General features: G+C 42.4%; 23 protein-coding genes and 2 pseudogenes. 2 read left to right on the top strand and 23 right to left on the bottom strand.

What is annotated here, in order from left to right:
* The 4 genes and pseudogenes from G7Y42_RS15065 to G7Y42_RS13495 form a co-directional block, all read right to left on the bottom strand.
* Positions 1–317 (bottom strand): annotated as a pseudogene (locus G7Y42_RS15065) (hypothetical protein); the annotation flags it as partial.
* Positions 304–732 carry a DUF1310 family protein gene (locus tag G7Y42_RS13505; protein ID WP_241161965.1) on the bottom strand — a complete coding sequence of 143 codons (429 nt, stop codon included), beginning with the start codon at positions 730–732 and terminating at the stop codon, positions 304–306. The pseudogene G7Y42_RS15065 and the gene G7Y42_RS13505, both read right to left, overlap by 14 nt.
* A complete protein-coding gene (locus G7Y42_RS13500) occupies positions 623–859 on the bottom strand; it encodes a hypothetical protein (RefSeq protein ID WP_165006987.1) in 237 nt (78 codons plus the stop codon). Before G7Y42_RS13500 ends, G7Y42_RS13505 begins: the two co-directional genes overlap by 110 nt.
* On the bottom strand, positions 849–1,259 hold the full coding sequence (locus tag G7Y42_RS13495; RefSeq protein WP_165007079.1) for a DUF1310 family protein: 411 nt from the start codon (positions 1,257–1,259) through the stop codon (positions 849–851). The genes G7Y42_RS13500 and G7Y42_RS13495 overlap by 11 nt, the downstream gene beginning before the upstream one ends.
* Before the next feature lie 394 nt (positions 1,260–1,653).
* On the opposite strand from G7Y42_RS13495, the pseudogene G7Y42_RS15060 reads away from it, so the two are divergent.
* Positions 1,654–1,902 (top strand): annotated as a pseudogene (locus G7Y42_RS15060) (hypothetical protein); the annotation flags it as partial.
* Between the two features lie 18 nt (positions 1,903–1,920).
* Here G7Y42_RS15060 and thrS read toward each other — a convergent pair.
* From thrS to G7Y42_RS13480, 3 genes are all read right to left on the bottom strand, one after another.
* Positions 1,921–3,858: a threonine--tRNA ligase gene (gene thrS, locus G7Y42_RS13490; RefSeq protein WP_165007076.1), complete on the bottom strand. Its 1,938-nt coding sequence runs from the start codon at positions 3,856–3,858 to the stop codon at positions 1,921–1,923.
* Between the two features lie 327 nt (positions 3,859–4,185).
* The gene (locus G7Y42_RS13485; RefSeq protein WP_002287649.1) at positions 4,186–4,365 is read right to left on the bottom strand and encodes a 2-hydroxymuconate tautomerase; all 180 of its coding nucleotides are present in this window, start codon (positions 4,363–4,365) and stop codon (positions 4,186–4,188) included.
* Between the two features lie 29 nt (positions 4,366–4,394).
* Positions 4,395–6,221: a heavy metal translocating P-type ATPase gene (locus tag G7Y42_RS13480; RefSeq protein ID WP_165007073.1), complete on the bottom strand. Its 1,827-nt coding sequence runs from the start codon at positions 6,219–6,221 to the stop codon at positions 4,395–4,397.
* Between the two features lie 202 nt (positions 6,222–6,423).
* Here G7Y42_RS13480 and helD point away from each other — a divergent pair, with 202 nt between their 5' ends.
* The gene (gene helD / locus G7Y42_RS13475; RefSeq protein ID WP_165007071.1) at positions 6,424–8,703 is read left to right on the top strand and encodes an RNA polymerase recycling motor HelD; all 2,280 of its coding nucleotides are present in this window, start codon (positions 6,424–6,426) and stop codon (positions 8,701–8,703) included.
* Between the two features lie 50 nt (positions 8,704–8,753).
* Here the strand turns inward: helD and G7Y42_RS13470 are convergent, their stop codons facing one another.
* The 16 genes from G7Y42_RS13470 to accB form a co-directional block, all read right to left on the bottom strand.
* Positions 8,754–9,368: a DUF3862 domain-containing protein gene (locus tag G7Y42_RS13470; protein WP_165007068.1), complete on the bottom strand. Its 615-nt coding sequence runs from the start codon at positions 9,366–9,368 to the stop codon at positions 8,754–8,756.
* A gap of 213 nt (positions 9,369–9,581) precedes the next feature.
* On the bottom strand, positions 9,582–10,226 hold the full coding sequence (locus G7Y42_RS13465; protein ID WP_165007065.1) for a hypothetical protein: 645 nt from the start codon (positions 10,224–10,226) through the stop codon (positions 9,582–9,584).
* A gap of 183 nt (positions 10,227–10,409) precedes the next feature.
* Complete coding sequence (locus G7Y42_RS13460; RefSeq protein ID WP_165007062.1) at positions 10,410–11,129, bottom strand: YebC/PmpR family DNA-binding transcriptional regulator; 720 nt, start codon at positions 11,127–11,129, stop codon at positions 10,410–10,412.
* Between the two features lie 118 nt (positions 11,130–11,247).
* Complete coding sequence (locus G7Y42_RS13455; RefSeq protein WP_165007059.1) at positions 11,248–12,399, bottom strand: nucleotidyltransferase; 1,152 nt, start codon at positions 12,397–12,399, stop codon at positions 11,248–11,250.
* 96 nt (positions 12,400–12,495) lie between these two features.
* The gene (locus G7Y42_RS13450) at positions 12,496–13,236 is read right to left on the bottom strand and encodes a class I SAM-dependent methyltransferase (RefSeq protein WP_165007056.1); all 741 of its coding nucleotides are present in this window, start codon (positions 13,234–13,236) and stop codon (positions 12,496–12,498) included.
* A gap of 1 nt (position 13,237) precedes the next feature.
* On the bottom strand, positions 13,238–13,594 hold the full coding sequence (rsfS, locus tag G7Y42_RS13445; protein ID WP_165007085.1) for a ribosome silencing factor: 357 nt from the start codon (positions 13,592–13,594) through the stop codon (positions 13,238–13,240).
* A 27-nt stretch (positions 13,595–13,621) separates the two neighbouring features.
* Positions 13,622–14,209: a bis(5'-nucleosyl)-tetraphosphatase (symmetrical) YqeK gene (gene yqeK, locus G7Y42_RS13440; RefSeq protein ID WP_165007054.1), complete on the bottom strand. Its 588-nt coding sequence runs from the start codon at positions 14,207–14,209 to the stop codon at positions 13,622–13,624.
* Entirely contained in the window at positions 14,199–14,795 is a 597-nt protein-coding gene (locus tag G7Y42_RS13435; protein ID WP_206215469.1) for a nicotinate-nucleotide adenylyltransferase, read from the bottom strand. The genes yqeK and G7Y42_RS13435 overlap by 11 nt, the downstream gene beginning before the upstream one ends.
* A gap of 64 nt (positions 14,796–14,859) precedes the next feature.
* Positions 14,860–15,171, bottom strand: a complete 312-nt coding sequence (yhbY, locus tag G7Y42_RS13430; RefSeq protein WP_165007049.1) for a ribosome assembly RNA-binding protein YhbY — start codon at positions 15,169–15,171, stop codon at positions 14,860–14,862.
* A 15-nt stretch (positions 15,172–15,186) separates the two neighbouring features.
* Positions 15,187–16,296, bottom strand: a complete 1,110-nt coding sequence (gene yqeH / locus G7Y42_RS13425; protein WP_165007046.1) for a ribosome biogenesis GTPase YqeH — start codon at positions 16,294–16,296, stop codon at positions 15,187–15,189.
* Positions 16,293–16,820 carry a YqeG family HAD IIIA-type phosphatase gene (locus tag G7Y42_RS13420; RefSeq protein ID WP_165007044.1) on the bottom strand — a complete coding sequence of 176 codons (528 nt, stop codon included), beginning with the start codon at positions 16,818–16,820 and terminating at the stop codon, positions 16,293–16,295. Before G7Y42_RS13420 ends, yqeH begins: the two co-directional genes overlap by 4 nt.
* A 204-nt stretch (positions 16,821–17,024) precedes the next feature.
* Positions 17,025–17,810 (bottom strand): acetyl-CoA carboxylase carboxyl transferase subunit alpha, encoded by a 786-nt coding sequence (locus G7Y42_RS13415; protein WP_165007041.1) that lies wholly within the window; start codon positions 17,808–17,810, stop codon positions 17,025–17,027.
* On the bottom strand, positions 17,803–18,672 hold the full coding sequence (gene accD, locus G7Y42_RS13410; protein WP_165007038.1) for an acetyl-CoA carboxylase, carboxyltransferase subunit beta: 870 nt from the start codon (positions 18,670–18,672) through the stop codon (positions 17,803–17,805). Before accD ends, G7Y42_RS13415 begins: the two co-directional genes overlap by 8 nt.
* Positions 18,673–20,046, bottom strand: coding sequence for an acetyl-CoA carboxylase biotin carboxylase subunit (locus tag G7Y42_RS13405; protein WP_165007035.1), 1,374 nt, complete (start codon positions 20,044–20,046; stop codon positions 18,673–18,675).
* A gap of 7 nt (positions 20,047–20,053) precedes the next feature.
* Complete coding sequence (gene fabZ, locus G7Y42_RS13400; RefSeq protein ID WP_165007032.1) at positions 20,054–20,473, bottom strand: 3-hydroxyacyl-ACP dehydratase FabZ; 420 nt, start codon at positions 20,471–20,473, stop codon at positions 20,054–20,056.
* A gap of 14 nt (positions 20,474–20,487) precedes the next feature.
* Entirely contained in the window at positions 20,488–20,976 is a 489-nt protein-coding gene (gene accB, locus G7Y42_RS13395) for an acetyl-CoA carboxylase biotin carboxyl carrier protein (protein ID WP_206215468.1), read from the bottom strand.

Genomic DNA, 20,976 nt, shown 5'->3' with positions numbered 1-20,976 from the left:
CGGGCAATGTCCACATTGTTGACGACCCAGTCTTGCCACACATCGCCACTTTGTCCCTTGATGTTATCTACACCTGTCGAACCGCGGTAAAGCACCGTTACTTCTTTGACTGCCAGTCTTTCCGGCAGAGGCGCAACCGGAGAAACGAAACGGTCCGTGTGGGTGATGACAAAAGATTGTTCGCCGGAGGGCTTGTTGATGACTTGGGAGATGTAGCCGATTGTCTTTTTATTTTCATCAATTTTTATTGGGTAGCTAATTTTCAAATTATCGTACTCTTTTCTAGCAATCATTACTTTTTCCTCATCTGTGTACATTTTTTTCTCCTTTTTCTTCTCCTTCTTGTAGTAATCGATCTAAGATTGGGGAATAACTAGAAGAGTCAACTTTTACATCGCGTTTATCATATTTCATCAATATAGGGTGATAATCTAATTCTTCCTTTCCGTTAATATGAATAGTCAACATGATTCCACCCATCGGATTTTTACTGATACTTGTATAATCTACTTCATATGATTGAATGATTCCTTCTGAAGAAAAAGCATTCCTATCTAAAATGATTAGACTCCTTTCTATAGCTTTTTTTGCTTCCTCACTTTTTACGACTTTGATCATTTCTTCATGTAGCTTTTCTGCTTTGTTTTGCTTGTCTATCACTAATTTTCCTCCTATTCCTAAAAGTATGAGTACGCCGATCAGTGGGATCAACCACCGTTTTCTCTTTTTCACGTTGGGCTCCTTTTGTAGTTTGATTAATTATTATTTTTACTGGGTCAGATTCTTTATAATCTTTATAATCTTTATATTCTTGTTCAGCTATCATTACTCTCACCTGATCTGAATAATTACTTGACATGTTTATCTCCCTCCAATAATTTTTCTAAATCAGAAGAATTGCCACCGCCCCCGTCTTCTAACTTGCCACTCTCGTTCTTTTTCAAGGTAAAAAACACATAAAGATTTTCTTTACTGTTAGCAAGTATAGTTACATTTATCCCACTCATCGGATTATTTTCTATACTGTCGTAATCGATTTCATAAGTTCGTATTACTCCTTCTGGGGTCAGTGCTTTAGGGTCCAAGTTCTTCAAACCTTCTTCAAAGACCTGTTTTGCTTCCTCACTTTTTACGACTTTGATCATTTCTTCTTGTAGTTTTTCTGCTTTGTTTTGCTTGTCTATCACTAGTTTTCCCCCTATTCCTAAAAGTATGAGTACGCCGATCAATGGAATCAGCCACCATTTTTTCTTTTTCACGCTGAGCTCCTTTTATTGTTCTAAAAAATTGGATTCATTTTTCCTTATTTTACTGTACTACAGACGATTACTTATTTTTGCTCAACATGGAGGTTTTCTTTTATCATTTTTTGAGCTTTTATCGAAAAAAATAGCAAAAATCGGGTTTTCTTCTTTCACCATTTCATTAGTTTTTTTAAATAGCAGAAACTTGAAAAATGGATAGCTCACAGAAACAAATGTTTCACTTTTAGCTTAACAGTTATGCAAGCGCGAACAAATTGTTTTTCTAATCTTTCTGATGAATCTTATTTCCCCTAAATACAGGCATCAAGAGTATCATTTCCATTATTCTGCTCTTTTTGGTTGTTATGTATGATTATTTCCTTTGCATTATTTGTTATGAATGAATGACTTACGTGGGAAACAAGGAACCAAGATTGACATTGGCTTGGCACTCATATCGTTAAATTTAAGAAACTTAGGAAAATACATGGAGAGGAAGAGACGTAAAGAAGAAAAAACAAGTCCGATTTTGAAATTAACCATCAAAATCGGACTTGTTTTCTTTTGGAGAAAGGATTGTTATCCCACTCTCTTTTTCCGAATAAACGGTGTTCCAGAAGTGGGAAGAGCAGGTTTCTCCTGTTTCTTCACTGACTAAGTCACGTGACTTGCCATTTTATTTTCGGCTGTAGTTTTGTACTTCAGCTGCCATCGCATCGACAAATACATTCAGCTCTTCTACAGCTGTTTCTTTGCTTCCGTAGCGACGGACATTGACTGAAGCATCTTCCATTTCCTTATCACCAACGACTAATTGATAAGGGATTTTTTGTGTTTGGGATGCACGGATCTTGTAACCCATTTTTTCATTTCGGTCATCTACTTCCACACGAAGACCTTTCATTTGCAGACGTTCTTTTATTTCATAAGCATAATCTCCATGTGCATCAACTGAGACAGGAATGATTGTTGCCTGGATTGGTGCCAACCAAGTAGGGAATGCTCCTTTGTATACTTCTGTCAAATAAGCAACGAAGCGTTCCATCGTGGATACGATCCCTCGGTGGATAACGACCGGACGATGTGTATTCTCGCCGTCTTCACCTACATAAGTCAGATCAAAACGTTCAGGAAGCAAGAAGTCCAGCTGAATCGTCGACAATGTTTCTTCTGTTCCTAGAGCTGTTTTTACTTGTACGTCCAGTTTTGGTCCGTAGAATGCCGCTTCGCCTTCTGCTTCAAAGTAGTCGAGTTCCAATTCATCCATTGCGGCTTTCAGCATTGATTGTGCTTTTTCCCACATTGCGTCGTCATCAAAATATTTATCTGTATTTTTCGGATCACGATAGCTTAAACGGAAACGATAATCTGTGATGTCAAAATCAGCATATACGGCAACCATCAATTCAAGTGTACGTTTGAATTCGTCTTTGATCTGATCTGGTCGTACAAAAGTATGTCCATCATTCAGTGTCATTTCACGTACACGTTGAAGACCGGACAAAGCGCCTGATTTTTCGTAACGGTGCATCATACCTAATTCAGCGATACGGATCGGTAATTCCCGATAAGAATGGATCGTATTTTTATAGACCATCATATGGTGCGGACAGTTCATCGGACGTAGGACAAGCATTTCGCCGTCGCCCATATCCATTGGCGGGAACATGTCTTCCTGATAGTGATCCCAGTGTCCAGAAGTCTTATACAATTCGACATCGCCCATGATTGGTGTATAGACGTGCTGATAACCAAGACTTACTTCCTTGTCCACGATATAACGTTCGATCGTACGGCGGATTGTTGCACCTTTTGGCAGCCAGAATGGCAATCCTGAACCGACTTCTGGGGAGACCATGAATAAATCAAGTTCTTTTCCTAGTTTTCGGTGGTCTCTTTCTTTTGCTTCTTCACGCATACGGATGAATTCTTTCAATTCTTTCTTGTCAAAGAATGCTGTCCCGTAAACTCGCTGCATCATTTGGTTGTCTGAGTTTCCGCGCCAGTAAGCACCTGCGACAGAAAGAAGCTTGAATACTTGGATACGTCCTGTTGACGGCACGTGTGGTCCACGGCATAGATCGATGAATTCGCCTTGCTGATAAGCTGTGATGACTTCATCTTCTGGTAATTCGCTGATCAATTCGACTTTGTAAGGATCGCTTGCAAAGATATCCAATGCTTCTTGTTTTGATAAGACACGACGTTCGATTGGAAGATTTTCTTTGACGATCTTCATCATCTCAGCTTCGATCGCTGGCAAGTCTTCTGCACTTATCTGGTTTTCTCCATTATCAGTATCGTAATAAAATCCTGAATCGATTGCCGGTCCTACACCAAAATGGATATTTGGATACAGACGGCGCATAGCTTGGGCCATCAGATGAGCAGCTGAGTGACGTACCAATCCTAATGCGTCTTCGTGATCTGGTGTGACGATCTCGATACTTGCACCTTCTTCGATAGGGCGTGACAAGTCGATCAACTGACCGTTCACTTTACCTGCTAATGCTTTTTTCGCTAAACTCTTTGAAATGCTTTCAGCAATCTCTGATGTGGTGATCCCGGATTCAAACTCTTTGACTGCGCCATCTGGAAAAGTAATTTTTATCATGAAAATTTCCTCCTTTGGATTTTTGACTGATCAGAAAACCACCCAATAAAAAAAGTCCTAGCATCTCTACTAGAGATACTAGGACGATACACTCGTGGTTCCACCTAATTTTGAACGTTATACGTTCCTCAAGCGTGATAACGGTACGACCGCCTTTGTTTCGACAAAGGTTTCGAAAGTGGTCATCCTTTGGTTTTCTCCTGGAAAAGTTTCAGCCTAGCTTTTCCTCTCTTGTCGAAGACTCTCAAATTCAGTTGTCTTTCTCATCAATCAATTATGTGTTTATTTAACCACTAATAAAAAGAAAAATCAAGTCTTCAAAGAAACTTATTTTTTCCATTCACCGTTCACACCGTAAGTGCCTTTTTTCATTTCGTTGATAATCACATGAATATGTTCTTTCGGTGCTTGGGTATTTTTATGAACAGCTTCTGTAATATCTTTCATCATATTCTCTAATTGTTCTGGGCTACGTCCTTCGACTAGCTCGACATGTACAAATGGCATAATCTTTTCTCCCTTTTCTGTGGTCTTTTTCATTTTGATTCTATCATATAATCAGCAGATTGGGTATGACCTCTTTTTCCTTTTTTGGCTCGCAAGGCACTCAAGATCGAGACAGTATCCACTACTTCTTGAAGCACTGCGCCAAATAATGCAGGAATCACTCCAGTACTGGCTACGAGCATCAAGAAAACACAAATGAATATCCCGATGAGAACAGATTGCTTAGCGATCCGCATCGTTTCTCTTGAAATCTCTATTGCATCTGCCACACGCGTCAGATCATCTTTCAAAATGACTGCATCTGCACTTTCGCTAGCAGCTGTCGAGCCATGTGCGCCCATCGCGATCCCGACATCTGCGACAGTCAAAGCAGGCGCATCATTGACGCCATCACCAACCATCGTGACTGGTCTTTTCTCTTTAGGAACTTTTTCCAATAGTGCCAATTTGTCCTGGGGCAAACAACGGGAATGGACAGTATCCAGACCAACTTCATCGGCAATTGACTGAGCGATAGCTGGACCATCACCTGTGATCATCATCAATTCACTGATTCCCATATTTTTGAGTATGCGGACTGTTGTCTTTGCTTCTGGGCGGATCGTATCTGAAAAACTGATCGTACCTGCAAATTTCCCATCGATAGAAACGTAAATCGCTGTTTCTGCAGATATGGCTTCTGTGGCATGGATGAAAGATGCACGCCCTACTTTGACTTTCCGGTCATTGACAATCGCCTGGATTCCTTGTCCAGTCACTTCTTTTAATTGGGTGACTGGAAACAATTGCTGCTGGTTTGCATATCTTACTAATGAACGGGCTAGAATATGACCTGACTCTTGCTCTGCGCTTGCTGCATACTGCAGTAATTCCGCTTCTTCTATCCCTTTTTCCGGCTTGATGTTCGTTACTTCCAATGTCCCTTTAGTGATCGTGCCAGTTTTATCAAATGCAATGGTTCTTGTCCGTGCCAGCTTTTCGATGGTGGTTCCTGTTTTTACGACGATCCCGTTTTTGCTAGACCGGCTCATCCCTGCAACTAAAGCGATAGGTGCTGAAAGGATCAACGGGCAAGGAGAAGCGACCACCAGTACTTCTGCGAATCGTAATGGCTCTTTCGTCACCCACCAGGAAATGCCGCCGATCAGATAGGCCACTAAAGTAAACGGTACTGCATAGCGATCTGCCAGACGAACAAAGTGAGCTGGTTTTTCTTTTGATTCTTCGACTAATTTGATGATCATCTGATATTGACTGTCTGCTGGACGTTTTTCTACAATCATCTGTATCGAGTCATCTCCATTGATCGAACCTGATAACAGCGAGTCCCCTCTCTTTTTTAGTATTGGTTTCGATTCTCCAGTCAATGAAGATTCATCGAAAGCGGATTCTCCTTTGATGACTTTTCCGTCAGCTGGAACTAGTTCTCCTGGTTTGATCAGCAGGATATCTTGGATTTTCACTTCATCGATCGTGAGTTCCTGCACCTGTCCATTTACCAATTTATGCGCAGTCCGAGGGGTGTTGTCCAGCAAAGTCTGTAATTCTCTGCTTGCTCGTTTGTTGGCATAGTCTTCTAAGCTGTCACCACCTGTCAGCATGACTAAAATCATCAAGCTTGCCCAATATTCTTTCACCAAAAGAGTCGCAACGATTGCGGTGATCGCTAAGATATCTACACCATATTTTCCTGAGCGCAGTGTCTTGATCATTTCCAGAAACATCAAAAAAGCAAGTACTCCGCCAGTGACGGCGATGATCCCAAAAGCGATCGCAGGCTGGTCAAATACAAATTCACTGACCAAAGCTATAAGACCTATGGATAAAGTCAAAAGAAATTTTTTAAAATGTGTCATCGTTCCTGCCTCCTCTTCTCAAGAATAGTCACTAAGAAGTATTTTTTAAACTGATAAGCCTTAGATGAAAACAACTCTCACTCTCAGCTAGCGAAAAACAGCTGCTTGCTTTTTCTGCTTTTATACCCAAAAAGTACCTTTTTCTGACAAACTGTGCTATACTTTTAATTCGTTATTTACGGCGGAAGGAGCAAACGATGCAATGAATGAAAGACAACTAGAACAAGCGCATGTGGATGAGACCATCCAGCTGATCCAGCTTGAACAGCAGCTGCTGAATAGCAAACAACAAGAATTGACGCAGGAAATGAACGACTCGACAAAAGATACAGCCAGTCACAAGATCCGAGCTGGTTCCAACGAGGCTTTTTATGAATCTGCTGTCGAATACCGCCAACATGAGCAAGAACTGCTTTTGAAATACCACACACTTGATGCACAGCAAAAACGCCTGCAAACGTTAGAAGTGATGGAAAACAACCCTTACTTTGCACGCATTGACTTTAAAGAAGAAAGTGAGACAGAAACACTTTACCTAGGGATCGCTTCCTTGCGGGATCTCACCGAAGACACGATCGTGATCGACTGGCGAGCGCCTATTGCAAATCTTTATTATGAAGGTGAGATCGGCACAGCTTTTTATGAAACAGATACGGAAAAAATCGATGTGGATCTACAGTTGAAACGACAATTCAAGATCAAAGATGGCAAGATTTTATCGATGGTCGATACTTCAGAAGTAATCAATGATGATTTTCTGCTGGAGATCCTCGATGACGCGTCTAGCGCACATATGAAAAATATCGTCTCTACGATCCAAAAAGCGCAAAATGCGATCATCCGTGATACAACAAGCAAGGTCATGCTGATCGAAGGAATCGCCGGAAGCGGAAAAACATCTGCCTTGCTGCAGCGGATCGCTTTCTTGCTGTATCATAATCGAAAATGGCTGGATGCGGAAAACGTCTTGTTGTTTTCACCTAACCATCTGTTTTCTGATTATATTTCTACGGTTTTACCTTCATTGGGGGAAAGTGGCGTACCTACGCAAACTTTTAAAAATTACTTAGCGCAACTATTGCCTGAATTCTCACTTATTGAAGAAGATCAGCAGGAAAACGGCTTTTTATCTGGAGAAAAAGACCCGATCCAGCTGTTGAAAAGCGGGTTGACGCTTGTCGAACAAATCGATGCATACATCCAGACAATCACAGGGTTCGGCCCGTTATTCCGTGATATGAAAATCAACGGACGCACGATTTTATCCAAAGAATCGATCCGTCAATGGTATCAGGAAACTAATGAGCTGCTGCCTTTACATCAGCGACTTTCTCTGCTGCAGACGAAACTGCTGAAAAAATTGGGCGGTCTCCAAAAAGATGAGACTCGCCAGCAATGGGTAAAGGATCTGGCAGAAGAACAGCTTCAAGACCTGTATGCCACCGATCCGAATCTTGAATACACGGAACAAAAAGAAAAATCTTTACGCAAAAAACTAGCGAATCAGATCGTACGTAAAAAATTCCGTCGCGTCCATCGTGGAATCGATCAGTACCAATTTGTTAATATGACGAAACAGTATCTCCATTTTCTGCAAAGCGTCCCCACTGATCTTCTTTCACGACATGGGATCAGTGATTCTGTCTGGCAAGAACGTTTATCAGAAGTACGTACCCATCTGCGTCAGCGAGAATTGAAGCAAGAAGATGCTGTCTTGTTCTTTTTATTGATGCGGCGCACTTATCCTGTTCTGGTGGCTCAAAAAGCACGGTATATCTTTGTTGACGAGATGCAGGATTTTGCTCCGTCACAAGCAGCCTTGCTTCAAGCAATCTATCCAAAAGCGAATTTGACTTTCTGTGGAGATTTGAATCAGAACGTCTTTGGGAATGAAACGATTGTCGGTTCACTGGATCGTTTATTCACTGATCGAGAGGTTACCCGTTTCCAATTGACGACTAGTTATCGTTCGACAAAAGAGATCACTGATTTTGCCAATCATTTCTTATCGAAAGAAGACCGAGTGGAAACGACTGCCCGAAAAGGCGATGTTCCACGAATCATCCAAGGTATGACCCGAGAAGCAGACTTGAATTGGCTAGCTGAAACACTTGAACATTCAGATGGAAAAGCGCGCTATTGGCGTACAGCGATTATCGGCAAGACACAAGAAGAATGCCAACAGCTGTATGATCAGCTCCCAGAAAAACTGAAAGAGCAAGTTCAGCTGATACTGGACGAAGGCGACTTCATGAAACGTTCGATCGTCCTTCTTCCTGCCTTTTTAGCTAAAGGATTGGAATTTGATCGAGTATTCTTATGGAATATCGATGCAGATCATTTCTATTCTGAACAAGACAAGCTGATCCTGTATACGATGTGTACCCGTGCGATGCATGAACTGACGCTCTTCACTTCTCTAAATGAAAGTCCGCTTCTGCAAGGCATGGCTATTGAAAATTACGAAAAACTGGTACTATAACTAAAAAAAAAAGCTGCATCTGGTGAAGGCGCAGCTTTCTTTTTATGGTTCTATACTAAGCCGATCTCATTTTTAGAAGTAGCGATACCATTCGTGAATATGATGGTGAAATATGAACCGATTGGACCTGAGGTATTCGTTTCCCACGTGAGCGTCTGAATGGTTTCTGCTTTACCGTCTTTATATTCTGCGATAGCATTCGGCTGTCCGAATTTTTGAGTTGCTTGTTCGATAGAAAATTTTTTGTTCATCTCGATTTTTTCAAATTCATCAGCAGATACAGCCTTTTTCTTGTCGTAAGCAACATATAACCCTGAGACAGCTTTTTCGACGATATTTCCATCTTCTACGCCAACTGTCAATTTCGCTCCCACTTCTCCAGTTTGATTACTGCCCCAAGTATAGACTGTTTCTGCATTGCCAAAATCATCGGTCGCTGATTCTGTATAGATTGGTTTTCCCAATTTCTTGTTTGTCTCTTTCAGCTGACCACCGATTGCTAGCCGATCATATTGCGTTTTGAGTTCTTTGGCTGTTTTTTTCTCTACTACAGTTAATTCAGCTGCCGCTTTTTTATCTTGATGTTTTGAAATCGCGACAAAAGCCACAGACAGTAACAACACGATGACGATTCCACTGATGATTCCTGTACGCTTTTTATTCAAATCGTTTCCTTCTTTCTTTTGTTTCTTTTACTAGTAAGGTACTTTTTATTATATGAAACGATCATATTATTTTTTTGCTAAAATTTATTTACGCTGATAGGTTCATTCATTTTTATGAAATGGACGTTACTTTACACAAAAAAAAGAAGACCAGGACCTATGAGTGTCTGATCTTCTTTGGTTGATATAAATGCAATATACAAAAATAATTTCTCATAAATATCGATCTAATTCTGTTTCCGGGTATTTTAATTTCACCAATGAAACGATCATCCGCAATTCTTCCATGTTCTCAGGATACTCGGGATCGAATACTTTACTGTGTCGCCCGATACCGCCATTATCGATCAGACGATAGATACGATTCCATTCGATGAACTGATCGATGGTTTGGAAGTTACTGATCGGATAGCCGCCACTGTCGAGAATCTCTGATACTCGAAAAGCTAAGTACGCACTATCGACGATTTTTGCTTTCTTTGAGCCATATTTTTCATTTTTTTCAACTAGTATTTTCTCAGGACGATACTTCAAGCTCCACTCTAACAGTAAAAAGAAAGCTTCCATCCGATAGTCTTCTTCAAATAGCCGAAATGCTGAATCAGAACGTCTAAAAAGCAGCGGAATCAAATAATCTCTTTTATAGATCAGCATCGGTGCCCGGTCCACTATACATTCTAAATAACGGTTCAGGTAGCCTGTCCCGACATAATTCCCTAAACGGTAGCCTTCTACACCGAATCGTGCATATTTTTGTGCGATCTTTGAGCAGTCAGTGATATTGACAGCCAACTCTTCCACTTTCTGGTAACCGCTTAGAATACGTTCAAAAGGCTCTAGATTGATTTTTGCTTCCATAATTATTCCCCGCCTATATTCCACATTACTACGTATCATTCTGCAACGATACTTGTACCCCAATCATACCACAGGTTGAAATAGAATAGAAAATAATTCACATAAAAAAGAGCAAGACCAAAGCTTTCACCTTCGTCTTGCCCTTTACTGTCGACTGCAAAAAAGACCGTCAACTCCGATAGATCAATCTTCTAAAGCGACATTGTGGAACACATGTTGTACATCTTCCAAATCTTCCAATGCATCGATCATTTTTTCAAATGTCTCTTGATCTTCTGCAGATAATGTGACTTCGCTTTGAGGGATCATTTGGATCTCAGCGATCGAAAAGTCTGCGATCCCTTTTTCTTTCAATGCTTCTTGGATACTATGGAAATCAGCGACTTCACCATAAACGATGATCTGTCCGTCTTCTTCCATCACATCTCGCACATCGATGTCTTTTTCCATCAGATATTCAAGGATCTCATCCGCATCATCGCCTGCAAAGGCAAAGATAGCCGTGTTATCGAACATGTAGGAAACAGCACCTGAGACGCCCATGTTCCCGCCGTTTTTACCGAATGCTGCGCGTACATCTGCAGCTGTACGGTTTACATTGTTTGTCAGTGTATCTACAATGACCATTGAACCGCTTGGACCGAATCCTTCATAGCGCAATTCGGAGTATGTTTCATCTCCAGAACCTTTTGCTTTTTCAATTGCTCGGTCGATAATATGTTTTGGTACATTATAAGTTTTAGCGCGGTCAATGACGAAACGTAATTTTTGGTTGGCGTGTGGGTCAGGATCACCTGATTTTGCTGCTGCGTAGATTTCAATCCCAAATTTTGCATAAATTCGGCTGTTATTCGCATCTTTCGCAGTTTTCTTTGCTACGATATTTGCCCATTTACGTCCCATATTCTCACTTCGCTTTCTAATTTGATAATTTCATAACGCAAAAACGTCCTGTTTCATTATACTTGTGAAACTTGTTTCTGTGAAGCTTTTTTTCTTTCTTCTTCGTTTCTTGCTGTATTCAACGAGATAAAGGAGGTCGGCCGAAATTCTGCTCAGCGATTTCCCCTCCTAATTGATAGATCTGATCACTTCGAACTAGCAATTTGGCGTTTTTTGCTTCTTTCTTTCCGATCCGGGAATAGCTATCGATTCCTTTTTTTTCTTTCAGGAATCTCTTACCAGTCTCGGTGAAGCCCAATATACGGATATACTGTTTTTCTTGTTGTACACGTAATTCCTCGGTTTGGATGTTCAGCAGAGCATAGCAAGCCAGGCGCTGGATCCGTGTCCAAGTATAGCGCTTGGTCTTCACTAGTGAGACGAATTCAGAAAAACTGTCTGCTTGTTTCGCAGCTTCTTGCATTCGGACTTCCAGACCTTCCGTCATTTGATAGATTTTTTTCAATGAGTCTAAATTGGAAGAGATCAGCTGATAACGAAGATACGGCCAATAGGTTTCCCATGTTTGCAGCGACTGGCTTGCTATATCAGCCGCTGTCTGCAAAGGGACATAAGCAGACACCGATTCTCCATTACTGATAGCTTTCCGGATAGCAGTTGCGCTGGCAATCGTTTGATCTGAGAAAGTTTCATCATGATAATCCGCACTTTTTCGCCGAATCGGAAATAATGCCATCGGCTGGTCGTATTCGGCATTTTCTTTTGCATAGCTCAGCCCAAGGATATGATTCGGAGAAGAAAAATCCAAGCTGATTTTGGGATACAAAGTACGAAAGACTTCTGTCATTTTTTGCGGATAGCTCATCGCTTGGTTTGGCAGCTGATGAAATGCTTCGTTGATCTGTTGTTGATTCTCTTTTACAAATCTGCCGAAACGCTCATAATCGAATAGCTGACTTTCTTCCGTCCCGAAACATAAAGCGTCACATGACAGTTCTTGTAAAAGACGTACGGCTCCTTTTGCAAAATAATCTGCAGATTGTACAGACCACTCCACGGGCAATTCGATCACCAGATCGACCCCATTTTGTAACGCCGCATCCGCGCGGTGCCATTTGTCCAATAGAGCTGGTTCGCCTCTTTGAAGAAAATTACCACTCATCACCGCGATGACGATCTCTGCATCGGTTTCTTTTCTAGCCATTTGAGCATGATACCGATGCCCGTTGTGGAATGGATTATATTCCACTATTATTCCGCAGCTTTTCATCAAATCCTCCTTCCTTTTTGTTTCGTTAAAAAAAGAAGCTGTGCTGAACGCATCCAGACATAGCTTCTTCATAGATAGACGCACATTTGAACGTGTCTATTCTTTATATGCGACAAAGAACCAGCGCTTAGATGCATCACTTGGTGCTTCATCTGTGAAATCTGCGAATGCCTCGACTTTCGAGAAGCCACTGTTTTCCAGCATTCTCAAGTAGCTTTCTAATGGATAAGTCCGCTCTTGGTGTAATTCATCTTCTCGAATGAATTTTCCATTACCTTCTTGTTCCTCTATGAAAAAAGTCAGAAAATGTTCGATACTGTGTTTTTCTTCCCCAGAATAGCTGTCCCACAAGAAAGCAAAGTTTTCACCTTGATAATGATAGCTGTATTCCGGAAAAACTGTATCGATCTGATGGATGGAATGGACATCGAATAAAAAGCGGCCATCATCTTCAAGGGCCTGATATACTTCATCAAAGACCTGCTGGACATCCTGTGCGTTTTTCATATAGCACAAAGAATCCGAAAAGCACGTGATTGCCTGATACTGACCGATTTCTGACAGATCCAGCATATCTCCTTCGACAAACTGGATAGAAACATCCTCTTCATATGCACGCTGGCTGGCGATCATCAGCATTTCTTCAGAAAGATCCAGACCTGTTACATGATACCCGTCTTTTGCAAATGCAGTGGCTAAAGCGCCCGTTCCGCAAGCTAATTCTAAGATATCTTTCGTCTCAGCAGGCAGATGCCGTTTGGAAAAAGCAAGCCACTGCTGATAGAGCGTCTCATCCATCACTTCGTCATAAATAAACGCAAATGTTTCGTAGGCCATGTTAGTCCAACCATTCATTGAGGTCGACTAATGGCGCATCTGACCATAGTTTTTCCAAGTTATAGAAGCTTCGTTCTGGTGCATGGAAGACATGGACGATCACATCTCCAAGATCGATCAAGACCCATTTTCCGCCTTCTTTTCCTTCAATCCGTTTGACTTCATAACTGCTTTCTTCTTCTTTGTCGATGATTTCTTCTGTAATTGCGTTGATTTGGCGTTCACTGTTTGCCGAACAGATCATGAAGTAATCTGCTAGTAACGATACTTCTTTCACATCTAAGGCGATGATATCCTCTGCACGTTTTGAATCTGCTGCTTTTACCGCAATTTTTAATTGTTCTTTGCTATCTATGATGATTTCCTCCTAAAAATGTGGCTCTGATTACTTTTTAGCCACCCAATGATTATATGTTTCGATTGTTTTTGGATAAATTTGCTGCTCTTGTTCAATCAGATGAGCAAGCGTATGTTTTGTCTCGAATGCGACGGCTTCGTCTAAGTCAACTAGAGCGATCTCTCTTGCATCTTGTACACCCGGAAAATCCCGACCCGGCTCGATGTAGTCTGCAACGTAAATGATCTTGTCCAATAACGACATCTCAGCTGCTCCTGTCGTATGGACACGGATCGCGTGAAGGATTTCTTCATCAGTGATACCGAGTTCACGTTCGACAAAAGAGGCGCCGACGACACCATGCCAAATCGCGTTTCCATAATGGAGCAATTCGGGATCATACGCGTCACGTTTGATCACTGTGATGAATTCGTCGTCTGGACGTTCTTTGGCGTAATCATGCGTCAAAGCGGCAATACTTGCTTTTTCCGGTGATCCGCCGTATTTTTTTGCAAGAGCAACTGCCGTTTCTTCTACACCTAACACGTGTTTGAATCTGCGTTCGCTCATTCTCATCTGGATTTTTTGCATCAGAACTTCTCGCGAATAGGCAGTATAGTTTTCACTATAGTTCATGTTGATACAGCCCTTCTTTCTGGATATAATCGATCACTTTATCAGGAACAAGATAGCGCACGGAGCATCCCTGGCTGATTTTCTGACGGATTTTGGTCGAACTGATATCGATCTCCGGAACGTCGACCCAAATCACGGGATAAGGCGTTTCCGTTCCATAACCTGCCCGTCGTATCCCCACGAAATTCACCATTGTAGCTAGTTCGTCGATTCTATGCCATTTCGGCAGGTATTCGACCATGTCGCCTCCGATGATAAAGTAATAATCTGTATCTGGATTGTTTTGCGTCAAGGCTTTCATCGTATCGTACGTGTAGCTTTTTCCGCCTCGCTCCAATTCGATCGTCTCGATTTGCAAAAAAGGATTGTCCTCTATGGCAAGTTCAAGCATATTCAGCCGGTGTTTCGCGTCGATCGTTTGTTTTTCGTCGACATGCGGCGGTTGATAGGAAGGCATTAGAAATACGCGATCAAGCCCTAAGTTCTGACCTGCTTGTTCCGCCATCACTAAGTGCGCAAGATGGACGGGGTTGAATGTTCCGCCCAAAATCCCGACTTGCTTTCGCTTTTCGAAAATTTGCGGCATTTCTTGAGGAAATACTTGTGAACGAACAAATGTCTCAGCTTGCGTATTCAATCCTACTCACTCCTTAAATTGCTTTTACTTCTTTTGAGATCCGCTGATATTTTTCTTTTGACGATGGTTTGTACACTACGAGAACACGTCCGATGATCTGAACCACTTCACAGCTGATTTCATTTTCTAAGATGTGTGCGACGTCTTCTGCTACTTCATCCGTATTTTGTAATAAGGAGACTTTGATCAATTCTCTTTTTTCAAGTGCTTCTTCGATTTGGACGATCATCGCTTCATTGACTCCGCCTTTTCCGATTTGGAAAATCGGTTGTAAATGATGTGCCTGACTACGCAAAAAACGTTTTTGTTTTCCTCTTAAACTCATATTTTTCCTTCTTCCTTAAATCAATGCTTTTCTTTTCATCACATCGACGCCCTTAGGAGCCCATCCTGCAATGACAGCCGGCTCAGTCACTGTGATCCAGCCTAATCCCGCAAAAACGATATCTGTTTTTTCTTTCACGGAAAATTCAAAGCGGACGAGTTCCGGAAATGTCTCTACTTCATCCGGACGTGGCGGTTGTAAAAGACCACCTACATGTTTTGCATAAAAGTCATCTGCTTTTTCTAATTTCGTCCGATGCAAGTTCACATCATTGGATACATAAGCGATGAATGAGCCGCGCTTCCCGCTGATAAAATCAAAACGGGCCAGTCCGCTCAAGAAAAGCGTCTGTCCTTCATTCAGCTGGTAGACTTTCGGTTTGATCTCTTTCGTTGGTGCGATGATCCGCAGATCTTTTTTTCCTAAGTAATGGGCCATCTGATGACGATGGATGATTCCCGGTGTGTCGATCAAAAAATGACCATCATCTAGCGGGATCTCGATTTTATCCAAAGTCGTTCCCGGAAATTGTGAAGTGGTGATCACGTCTTGCACTCCGGCTGTATTTTTGATGATCTGATTGATCAGAGTCGATTTGCCGACATTCGTCACGCCAACGATATATACATCGCGTCCTTTACGATATTCTTCGATTTTTGCTAACAGATCGACCATTTCATGGGATTTCTTTGCACTTGTCAAGAGAACATCCACTGGTCGAAGCCCTGCTTCATGCGCACGTTCTTTCATCCATTGCGTCAATTTTGATTTCTTCAATGATTTCGGTAAGATGTCCACCTTGTTTCCGACTAACAGCACCGGATTGTCGCCAACGAAACGATGAAGCCCGGGGATCAGCGAACCATTGAAGTCAAAAATATCCACGACATTGACGATCAACGCATCCTCTTGTCCTAATTCATTCAATAGGCGCAAAAAATCATCATCTGTCAATGATACATCTTGAATCTCATTATAATGACGCAACCGGAAACAACGCTGACAGTAAACCTCGCCAGAAGCTAATCCTTTTTCCAACGCTGCTTGCGGCGTATAGCCTAGTTCGCCTGGGTGTTCTGTTTGTATGACGGCTCCGCAGCCGATACATTGTAATTCTTCGTTCATTTTATTCCACCTCGCCAGCCCATATCAGGATGTTTAGCTAATAGATAGGCCATGATTCTTCGTTCCCAAAAACGGTTAAATTGTGTCTTCCAGCTATCTGTTTCGATGATCGGTTTCACTAAAATACTGCGTATACCCGCACGATTAGCTCCGCGAACATCTGTCATGATCTGGTCACCGACCATTACGATCTCCTCATCAGACAGATTCAATTCTCTCTTTGCTCGATTGATCCCTCTTGCTAAAGGCTTCATTGCTCGTGCTACGTAAAGCAGATCAAATTTTTCGACTGCTCGTGCTACGCGTTTTGAATTATTGTTTGAAACAACAACGACAGGGATCCCTGCATTTTTCATTTCTAAAATCCAGCTCAGCAATTCTTCTGTTCCATCTGGATTGTTCCACGCAATCAGAGTATTGTCAAGATCAGTCAAGACCGCCTTGATTCCTAGATTTTTCAATTGTGCAGGGGTAATTTGGTAGATTGCTTCTACCATCCATGTTGGTTTATAGTTTGAAAACATTTTGTCTCCTCGTCTGCAAAAAATGAAGGAGCACGTCAAGTACTCCTCAACCCCATATTATACTTCATATTTGTAAAAAAAACTACCTCTACACTCGAATCCTTCTTATCAGCCTGTAACAGGCAGAAAACAAAGAAAAACAGCCAAGCAAAACGGCATCGAATCGATCGAATGCCTACTTAACTGTTTCTTTCAAATGAGTGTTCAATATTTGCGAAAACGTTCATATCGTTTTTCCAGCAGGTCTTTTTGATCCAGCTGCACAAGTTCTGAGAGTGTCTCGATAAATGCTTTTTTCATAATCTGCGCGACTTTGTGTTTTGGCAGAGATTCCCCGTTGAATGTTTCTGGAATGACTTTGTCTACGATTCCTAGTTCTTTCAGCTCTGGTGCAGTGATTTTCATCAATTCGGCTGCTTCGGCTGCTCTGCTGCCGTCTTTCCACAAAATAGAAGCAAATCCTTCTGGTGACAAAACGGCATAAATCGTTTCTTCAAGCATCCAGACTTCATCCGCCAAACCTAGAGCCAAGGCGCCCCCGCTTCCGCCTTCACCAATGATGACAGCTAGAATCGGTACTTTGAGATCTGACATCTCCAGAAGATTTCGCGCGATTGCTTCTCCTTCGCCTCGTTCTTCTGCACCGACACCACAGTAAGCACCCGCAGTATTGATCAATGTAATCACTGGACGATTGAATTTTTCTGCTTGTTTCATTAAGCGTAATGCTTTGCGGTACCCTTCAGGATGGGGAGAACCGAAATTCCGCCGAATGTTTTCCTGCAGATCCCGTCCTTTTTGGATACCGATGATTGTGACAGGTTTACCGTCTAATTTCGCGATACCGCCCACGATGGCTTCATCGTCACCAAACAAACGATCTCCATGGAATTCTTGGAATCCCTCAAAGATCTCTTCGAAAAAATCCAGGCTTGTCCAGCGTTCTTTTGCCCGCGCAAGTTGAACTACTTCATGTGCTGTTTTATCCACGGTCCATCCAACCTTTCTGCGTATGCAAATCAAGAAGCGTATATATTTTCTGTTTCAATTCCGTACGCGGTACGATCTGATCGACAAACCCATGTGCCAGCAAAAATTCAGCTTTCTGGAAGTCTTCCGGCAATTCTTGTTTGATCGTCTGCTCGATCACACGCCTTCCAGCAAAACCGACTAAGCTTTGAGGTTCAGCAAGTATGATATCACCTTCCATCGCAAAGCTGGCTGTCACGCCTCCGGTTGTCGGATCTGTCAAAACTGTCAGATAGAAGAGGCCGGCATTGCTGTGGCGCTTCACAGCTGCAGAAATTTTAGCCATCTGCATAAGTGAGAAGATCCCTTCTTGCATCCGTGCCCCTCCAGAAGCTGTAAATAAGACGACTGGCAGGTTTTCTGCTGTTGCGCGTTCAAACAAACGCGTGATCTTTTCTCCGACGATCGTGCCCATACTTCCCATGATGAAATTAGGGTCCATGACACCAATCACAAAAGGAATCCCTTTGATCGTTGCTTTCCCTGTTAGAACTGCTTCATGCAGTCCAGTCTTCTCCTGCATATGCTGGATTTTTTCTTTGTACTCTGGAAAATCTAACGGATCTTCCGTGATTAGATCTGTATCCCATTCTTCGAAACTTTTTTCATCGATCACTAGCGCCAAACGCTGCCAAGCGCCGATCCGAAAAGCATAGCCGCAGTGAGGGCATACTTTTTCTTCACCGATATCTTTTGTATAAAGAATATGTTTGCAACTCGGGCATTTCGCCCACATATTATCCGGAACAGAAGGTGTGCTGGCAGGTTGAGCTTCTCTATTCGGATTGATCCGGATATATTTTTTCTTTTTAAACAGAGCCATCTACACGCCTCCCGTCTCTGGCGTCCAGTTCGGTAAAAATTCTTCTTGTAAAAATGCGGTACTGTAATCTCCTGCGATGACCGCTGGATGACTGATCAGATCCATCTGGAATTCTGCATTTGTAACGACGCCTTCTGTTATGAATTCACTTAATGCCCGCTGCATTTTCATCAATGCTTCGAAACGAGTATTCCCGTGAACAATGACTTTCGCAATCATCGAATCATAATACGGCGGGATCGTATAGCCTGGGTAGACTGCACTGTCCACACGAAGCCCCATTCCGCCAGCAGGAAGCAGCAAGTTCTGGATCGTTCCAGGAGATGGCGCAAAATGGAAAGCAGGATTTTCTGCATTGATCCGGCACTCGATCGCATGACCTTGGAATACGACCTCTTCTTGACTGATTTCCAGTGGTTCACCAGCAGCGATTTCGATTTGTTTTTTCACTAGATCGATCCCAGTAACCATTTCTGTGACAGGATGTTCAACTTGGATCCGAGTATTCATCTCCATAAAATAGAAGTCGCCTGATTCATCCATCAAGAATTCGATCGTTCCAGCATTTTCATAATTGACTGCTTTTGCTGCACGAACGGCCGCTTCTCCTAATTCTGTTCTTTTTTTCTGAGAAATGACCACAGAAGGAGATTCTTCTAAAACTTTCTGGTTGTTCCGCTGCAAAGAACAGTCACGTTCGCCAAGGTGGATCACCTGACCGAACTTGTCGCCTAAAATTTGGACTTCGATATGTCTTGCAGGGTAGATGATTTTTTCCAGATACATATCATCATTGCCAAAAGCTGCGGCAGCTTCTTGCTGCGCAGAAGAAAAATGCTGAGGCAGCTCTTCTTTTAACAAAACTTTTCGTATCCCTTTGCCTCCGCCACCAGCTGCTGCTTTTAACATAACAGGATAACCAATGGACTCTGCTACTTCTAGGGCCTCTTCGACAGTCGAAAGGACCCCATCGCTTCCAGGGATGACTGGAACGTTTGCTTCTTGCATCAGCTGACGTGCATTGATTTTATTTCCCATAGCATCGATAGTCATACTTTTAGGTCCAATAAATGCAATATTGCATTCCTCACACATCGAGGCAAAACGGCTATTCTCAGATAAAAAGCCGAATCCCGGGTGAATGGCTTCTGCTTTTGTTACAATCGCAGCACTCAGCACTTCTTGTACATTCAAATACGAATCAGTGGCTTTAGCTGGTCCAATGCAGATTGCTTCGTCAGCTAACTGCGTATGCAGCGCTTCTTCGTCTGCTTCTGAATAAATCGCGACCGTTTGGATGCCCAGCTCGCGACAAGCTCGGATGATCCGCACGGCGATTTCGCCACGGTTAGCTATCAAGACTTTAGAAAACATAATTCACCTATCCAATCATAAAGGTTAATTCAGCTTCGGCTACTTTTTTGCCATCCACTTTTGCAATACCCTTCCCAATACCTGCGGAAGATTTTACTTTTAAGATCTCAACTTCTAGATATAAAGTATCTCCCGGTGTTACTTTTTTTCGGAACTTGGCTTTGTCCAAACCGCCAAAGTATGCTGTCTTTCCTTTGAACTGTTCCAAAGATAACAAAGCGACTGCACCAGCTTGAGCCATTGCTTCAACGATCAGTACACCTGGCATGACAGGTTCTTCTGGGAAATGTCCTTGGAAAAATGGTTCATTGATCGTCACGTTTTTTTTCGCAATGATCCGTTCGCCTTCGACCATTTCTTCTACACGATCGATCAAGAGCATCGGATAACGATGCGGAATGATTTCTTTGATTTCCTGAATATTCATAGTTTCCCTCTTTCCTATTTTCCTTCAGTTGGCTGAATCCTGAATAACGGCTGTCCATATTCGACAACTGCTTCGTTTTCAACGAGGATCTCAACGATTTTTCCATCTGTATCACTGGTGATCTCATTCATCAGTTTCATGGCTTCGATGATACAGATCACTTCACCTTTTGCGACAGAATCGCCTACTTTTTTGAAAGCCGGCTTATCTGGTGCGGGCTGCAGATAGACGATCCCGACAATCGGGGATTTCACCTCGACACCTTCGAATGTATCCTGCACAGATTGCTCCACCGTTTCTTGCGGTAGAGGAGTGCTTTCAGCTGGTGCAGGATTTGCAGCCTCAGCAACTGGCATAACGGGTGCGGCTTGCGGTGTATGGGAACCGCGGCTCATAGTGTTCTTATTCATATATAATTCAAATTGACCTTCGCGAAGATCGAATTCAGTTAAAGATGACTGATCAAACTGGCTGACCAGTTCTTTGATTTCATTGATATTCAA

Origin of the sequence: Enterococcus sp. ZJ1622 (genome assembly GCF_011038845.1) — a bacterium.
Classification (GTDB): domain Bacteria; phylum Bacillota; class Bacilli; order Lactobacillales; family Enterococcaceae; genus Enterococcus_B.
Note: the sequence above shows the minus strand (reverse complement) of the source record. Positions and strands in the feature narration are given on the sequence as shown.

Coding starts and splice junctions, on each gene's coding strand:
- G7Y42_RS13485 (WP_002287649.1), bottom strand. CDS start 4,365: ATGCCATTTGTACATGTCGAGCTAGTCGAAGGACGTAGCCCAGAACAA.
- G7Y42_RS13500 (WP_165006987.1), bottom strand. CDS start 859: ATGTCAAGTAATTATTCAGATCAGGTGAGAGTAATGATAGCTGAACAA.
- yqeH (WP_165007046.1), bottom strand. CDS start 16,296: ATGAACGAAGAATTACAATGTATCGGCTGCGGAGCCGTCATACAAACA.
- G7Y42_RS13420 (WP_165007044.1), bottom strand. CDS start 16,820: ATGTTTTCAAACTATAAACCAACATGGATGGTAGAAGCAATCTACCAA.
- yhbY (WP_165007049.1), bottom strand. CDS start 15,171: ATGAGTTTAAGAGGAAAACAAAAACGTTTTTTGCGTAGTCAGGCACAT.
- accD (WP_165007038.1), bottom strand. CDS start 18,672: ATGGCTCTGTTTAAAAAGAAAAAATATATCCGGATCAATCCGAATAGA.
- G7Y42_RS13450 (WP_165007056.1), bottom strand. CDS start 13,236: ATGGCCTACGAAACATTTGCGTTTATTTATGACGAAGTGATGGATGAG.
- G7Y42_RS13480 (WP_165007073.1), bottom strand. CDS start 6,221: ATGACACATTTTAAAAAATTTCTTTTGACTTTATCCATAGGTCTTATA.
- thrS (WP_165007076.1), bottom strand. CDS start 3,858: ATGATAAAAATTACTTTTCCAGATGGCGCAGTCAAAGAGTTTGAATCC.
- G7Y42_RS13405 (WP_165007035.1), bottom strand. CDS start 20,046: ATGTTTTCTAAAGTCTTGATAGCTAACCGTGGCGAAATCGCCGTGCGG.
- fabZ (WP_165007032.1), bottom strand. CDS start 20,473: ATGAATATTCAGGAAATCAAAGAAATCATTCCGCATCGTTATCCGATG.
- G7Y42_RS13460 (WP_165007062.1), bottom strand. CDS start 11,129: ATGGGACGTAAATGGGCAAATATCGTAGCAAAGAAAACTGCGAAAGAT.
- yqeK (WP_165007054.1), bottom strand. CDS start 14,209: ATGAACTATAGTGAAAACTATACTGCCTATTCGCGAGAAGTTCTGATG.
- G7Y42_RS13435 (WP_206215469.1), bottom strand. CDS start 14,795: ATGCCGCAAATTTTCGAAAAGCGAAAGCAAGTCGGGATTTTGGGCGGA.
- G7Y42_RS13465 (WP_165007065.1), bottom strand. CDS start 10,226: ATGGAAGCAAAAATCAATCTAGAGCCTTTTGAACGTATTCTAAGCGGT.
- G7Y42_RS13455 (WP_165007059.1), bottom strand. CDS start 12,399: ATGAAAAGCTGCGGAATAATAGTGGAATATAATCCATTCCACAACGGG.
- helD (WP_165007071.1), top strand. CDS start 6,424: ATGAATGAAAGACAACTAGAACAAGCGCATGTGGATGAGACCATCCAG.